Consider the following 5,000-nt stretch of genomic DNA (forward strand, 5'->3'; position numbering starts at 1 on the left):
AGCCGGTCGTCCTGCAGGGGTTCGCGGCGATCCTCGGGTCGGCGCCGGACCTGGAGGTCGTCGGCACGGCGGTCGACGGGCGCGCGCTGGTCGAGCTCGTCGCGCGCACCGAGCCGGACGTCGCCGTCGTCGACGTGCGGATGCCCGTGCTCGACGGGATCGCGGCGACGCAGCAGGTCGTCGCGCGGCACCCGTCGACGCGTGTCCTGGTGCTCACGACGTTCGACCTGGACGAGTACGTGCTGGACGCGCTGCGTGCGGGGGCCAGCGGGTTCCTGCTCAAGGACGTCACCGCGGAACGGCTGGTCGAGGCGGTGCGGCTGGTCGCCGAGGGCTCGATGCTGCTCGGCCCGAACGTGACGCGCCGGCTCGTCGAGGACTTCTCGCGACGCGTCCGCCGGCCGTCGCCGGAGTTCGACGCGCTGACCCCGCGCGAGCGGGAGGTCGCGCTCGCGGCCGCGCGCGGGCTGTCGAACGGGGAGATCGCGGCCGAGCTCTACATCGGCGAGTCGACGGTCAAGACGCACCTGTCGGAGGTGCTGCGCAAGCTGCGGTGCCGGGACCGGGTGCAGCTCGTCGTCCGGGTGCACGAGGCGGGCCTCGTCGAGGGGTGACACCCTGCGCGCGCCTCGGCGCGGACGGTCGGCGTGGTGCCTCGCGCGCGTGCGCGTGTGCCCGCGTCCGCGCGGTCGCTGCGGAGCGGGATTTAACACAGCCGTTTCGTGCGTGCAGCGACGGCGACACAGCCCGGGTGGTCAATGAACCTGTCGAGCGACAGAAACCCTCGACACGCGTCGTGACCTGGCCACCGCGCCGACCCGGGAGAGCAGCCCGGCGCCGCCGCCGTCCCTCCCGGAGCCACCATGATCATCGCCGGAGTCGGGCTCTCCGTCCTCGCCGTCGTCCTCGTCGGCATCCTCGTCGCCCGCAAGGTCGACGGGGACAGCGCCAACTACCTCGTCGCCGGCCGCCGCCTCGGCGTCCCGCTCGTCGCCGCGTCCCTCATGGCGGCCGCGGTCGACTCGAACGCGACCGTCGGCAACACCGACCTCACCTCGTCGTTCGGGTTCTGGGCGGGCACGTCGCTCGCGCTGGGCCTCGCGATCTGCCTCACCCTGACGGGCCTGTTCCTCGCCAAGCCCATGCACCGCATGAAGCTCTTCACGCTCGGCGACTTCTACCGGATCCGGTACGGCCGGGGCGTCGAGATCGCGGCGTCGATCCTCATGATCTTCGCGTTCGCGATCCTCATGGCCGGCAACCTCGTGGCGTGCGGGTTCCTGCTCGAGCGGTTCCTCGGGCTCGACTACACGGTCGGGGTCGTCCTCGCGGTCGTGCTCGTGCTCGTGTACACGATCGGCGGCGGAATGTTCTCCGACGCCTACACGGCCGCGATCCAGATCGCGATCACCGCCGCCGCGACCGTCGCGCTGCTGTGGTGGGTCGGCTCGACGATCGGCTTCCAGATCGACCCCGGCATGGGCCCGTTCGACCTCGAGCAGCTGACGTCGACCGACGCGGGCGCGCCCATCAACTGGGCGACGCTCATCTCGCTCGGGATCGGCGACATCGTCGCGATCGACTTCATGCAGCGCGTCTTCTCCGCGAAGTCGCCCGAGATCGCCCGCCGGTCCTGCTTCACCGCCGCCGCTGGCACCGCGATCGTCGGCGTCGCCTACGGCCTGGTCGCGCTCACCGCGGTGTCGGTGCTCGGCATCACGACCGCCGACGGGCCCGTGCTGTTCACGCTGCTCGCCGACTACGCACCGCCCGGGCTCGCGATCCTGGTCCTGTCGGGCATCGTCGCCGCGTCGTTCTCGACCGCGTCCGGCGCGATCCTCGCGACGTCCGCCGTCGCGGTCCGGAACATCTTCGGCGTCCGCCGCGTCGTCGACACCCCCGGTGTCAAGGACCCGCTGCTGCGCTGGACCCGCCTCGCGATGGTCCCGGTCGTCATCCTCGGCGTGACCGTCGCGCTCGAGGTCGCCCAGACCGGCATCCTCCTGACGCTCGCGTTCGACCTCATGCTCGCCGGGCTCGTCGTGCCGTTCCTGCTCGGCCTCTTCTGGAAGCGCGGCGGTCGCGACGCCGCCGTCGCCGCGATGGTCGTCGGGCTCACCGTGCGGCTCGGGCTCTTCGTCCTCACGCCCACGATCTACGGCGTCCCCAACGACGTGCTCTACATCCCCAACGACATCGTGCCCGCGACGTTCGACGGCTGGCCGACGTTCTACGGCGCGATCACGTCGCTCCTCGCGTACCTCGTCGTCGCGTACGTGCGACCGCGGTCGATCGAGGAGGAGGCCTGGGCCCTCACGGACACCGCCCCGGCCGCGGACGAGTCCGCCTCCGCGGACGCGCCGGTCGTGCCCGCCGGCGTCACCGCGCAGTCGTCGGGGGCCCCGCAGCCCGTGGTCGGCCGCGCGACCGACCCCGACGTCGGGGACGGCCTTCCCTCCCCGGCCTGACCCGGCGCCGGGTCCGGCTGGGCCGGCGCGTCGTCGAACGCACGATCACGCACGTCTCGGCAGGTCCGGGCGCGCGTGATCGTGCGTTCGGTGTCGTCTCCGGGTGCCCAGGGACGACGGCGGTGCGGCGACGCGGTGCGTCGACCGGGTGCGGTCAGGCGGTGCGCTCGACGAACGGGTCGGCGAGGTCCAGGTCGCCCGACGTCTCGACGACCACCAGGACCGCGTCCGTCACGGCCCAGCTCTGGTGCATCTCGCCGGGCTCCCAGACGACGAGCGTCCCCGGGCCGGCGACGACGCGCGGCTCGTCGTCGGTCTGCACCTCGACGTCCCCCGACACGACACCGAGCACCTGCCGGCGAACCGCCCGGTGCCGGCCGATCGTGCCGCCCGCGTCGAGCCGCGCGACGTGCACGCTCGTCGCACCGGTCGTGGGCGGGACGGCCTCGAGCAGCACGCCCGCGCTGTCGAACCGGTCGAGCGGGTAGCGGACGACGTCGAAGAGGCGCATGCCCGCACCGTCCCCGCTCGCGCGACGACCGTCAAGCGCGTCCCCCGACCGGCCGGTACCTGCGCCCCGGAACCGCCAGGGCTAGCCTGCCCCTGTCGGTCCGGCAGCGGAGGCGGGCATGGTGCGACGGGTGCACACAGGCACTGTCGTCCCTGTCTACCGCCGCGCGCGGACGCTCGGCTGGGTCTCCGCCGCGCTCTTCGCGACGGCCGGTCTGCTCCTGCTGGTGGGTGCGCTGCTCCTGGCCCAGGGCGACGTCGACGGGCTGCTGACCACCCGGTCGGTCGACCTGGCGCTGGGCGACCTCACGATCCGGCTCCCCGGTGGGGCCGTGCTGCTCGCGGCCGTCCTCTGCTCGGTCGCGCTCGTGCTGGTCGTCGCCTCCGTCGAGACCGCACGCGCGTCGCGGGTGCTCGCCGACAAGGACCGCCGGTCGCCCGGCGTCCCGCCCGCCGTCGCGGCCGGTCCGTCAGGGGGAGCGCGTCCCGACCTGACGACGCGACCGGGCGGCCGGTTCCGGATCACGGCCGTCGTGCCCGCCCACGACGAGGCCACGACCATCGGCGCGACGATCGACAGCCTCCGCGGCCAGCGCCGACCCCCTGACGAGATCGTGGTCGTGGTGGACAACTCGACCGACGACACGGTCGGCGTCGCGTCGCGACGCGATGTGCGCGTCCTCGTGACCCGCGGGAACACCGGTCGGAAGGCCGGTGCGCTCAACCAGGCGCTCGACGTCCTCCTGCCGGCGACGGGCCCGGACGACGCCGTGCTCGTGATGGACGCCGACACCACGCTCTCGCCCGACTTCCTCGAGGTCGCGGAGCGGCACCTGCTGGACGGCCGGCACGCCGTCGGCGGGATCTTCATGGGCGAGCCGGGCGCGGGGCTCGTGGGGCAGCTCCAACGCAACGAGTACGTGCGGTACGGCCGGACGATCGCGCGGCGGCGGGGTCGTCGCGTCATGGTGCTCACCGGGACCGGGACGCTCTTCCGCGCCGACGCGCTGCGGGCCGTCGCCGCGGCCCGAGGAGACCTCGTGCCGGGTACCCGCGGCCAGGTCTACGACCCCACGGCGCTCACCGAGGACAACGAGCTCACGCTCGCCCTCAAGACGCTCGACGCGCGTCTCGTGTCGCCGCGCGAGTGCCAGGCGGTCACCGAGGTGATGCCGACGTGGCGGCACCTGTGGCGGCAACGGATCCGCTGGGACCGCGGCGCGCTCGAGAACCTCGGGACCTACGGGCTGACGAGCACGACGACCCGGTACTGGGTGCAGCAGGTCGGTCTGGCGTACGCGACGGTCGCGCTCAACCTGTACCTGGTGCTCGTGCTGGTGCAGTGGCGCGCCACGGGCGAGCTGATGTTCGGGCTCCGGTTCTGGACCGCGATCACGGCTCTGTTCGTCGTCGAGCGGCTCGTCACCGTGTGGCGCGTCGGGGTGCGCGGTCGGCTCCTCGCGCTCCCGCTGCTGGTCGAGCTCGCGTACTCGGAGCTGATCCTCGCCGTGTTCGTGCGCGGCATCGTCGACATCGTCACCGGCCGTCGCGCCCAGTGGGGTCATGTGGACCGCGCGAGCCTGGCCCGGCGGTCCGTGCTGCCGGTCGTGCTCGTCGGCGCGCTCTGGGAGCCGGTCGTGACCGAGGCGACGCTCGCGACGCCCTGGTTCCAGACGCTCGGCGTGGTCGTGGGGGTGAACACCGCGATCTTCGCGTTCATGGCCGCGCTCAACCTGGTGCCGCGGCGCCAGGCGTGACGGACGCGCGGTCCTCGCCGGGGCAGCGGTGGGTCAGTGCGGAAGACGGTACGTCGGTGCCGCATCGTCGTCGCGGCCGTCGACGCGCACGACCAGCCCGTCGGCGAGCAGCGCGTCCACGCACCGCTCGCGCTGCACGGCGTCCGGCCAGACGGCGTCGACCGCGTCCTGCGGCACCGGACCGATCGCCTCGCGCAGCAGCGCCATGACGCGCCCGCGCACCTGACGGTCGGTCCCCGCCCACGCCTGCGTGCGCCGTCGTGCC

At 73.5% G+C, this 5,000-nt stretch carries 4 protein-coding genes and 1 pseudogene; 3 read left to right on the forward strand and 2 right to left on the reverse strand.

Translation table 11 applies throughout. The features are described from left to right. Together HGA02_RS09940 and HGA02_RS09945 are read left to right on the forward strand one after the other, a co-directional pair. Positions 1–614, forward strand: a 614-nt coding sequence (locus HGA02_RS09940) for a response regulator (RefSeq protein ID WP_168678869.1), incomplete at its 5' end; no start/stop codon positions are given. Between the two features lie 249 nt (positions 615–863). Next, complete coding sequence (locus tag HGA02_RS09945; RefSeq protein ID WP_168678870.1) at positions 864–2,468, forward strand: high affinity choline transporter 1; 1,605 nt, start codon at positions 864–866, stop codon at positions 2,466–2,468. Positions 2,469–2,622: 154 nt separating this feature from the next. On the opposite strand, the gene HGA02_RS09950 is transcribed toward HGA02_RS09945, so the two are convergent. Next, positions 2,623–2,979 carry a cupin domain-containing protein gene (locus HGA02_RS09950; protein ID WP_168678871.1) on the reverse strand — a complete coding sequence of 119 codons (357 nt, stop codon included), beginning with the start codon at positions 2,977–2,979 and terminating at the stop codon, positions 2,623–2,625. 130 nt (positions 2,980–3,109) lie between these two features. On the opposite strand from HGA02_RS09950, the gene HGA02_RS09955 reads away from it, so the two are divergent. Continuing rightward, the gene (locus tag HGA02_RS09955; protein WP_168678872.1) at positions 3,110–4,735 is read left to right on the forward strand and encodes a glycosyltransferase; all 1,626 of its coding nucleotides are present in this window, start codon (positions 3,110–3,112) and stop codon (positions 4,733–4,735) included. Between the two features lie 33 nt (positions 4,736–4,768). Here HGA02_RS09955 and HGA02_RS09960 read toward each other — a convergent pair. Continuing rightward, a pseudogene (locus HGA02_RS09960) lies at positions 4,769–5,000 on the reverse strand (A/G-specific adenine glycosylase); the annotation flags it as partial.

It is taken from the genome of Cellulomonas septica (assembly GCF_012396155.1).
Classification (GTDB): Bacteria; Actinomycetota; Actinomycetes; order Actinomycetales; family Cellulomonadaceae; genus Cellulomonas; species Cellulomonas septica.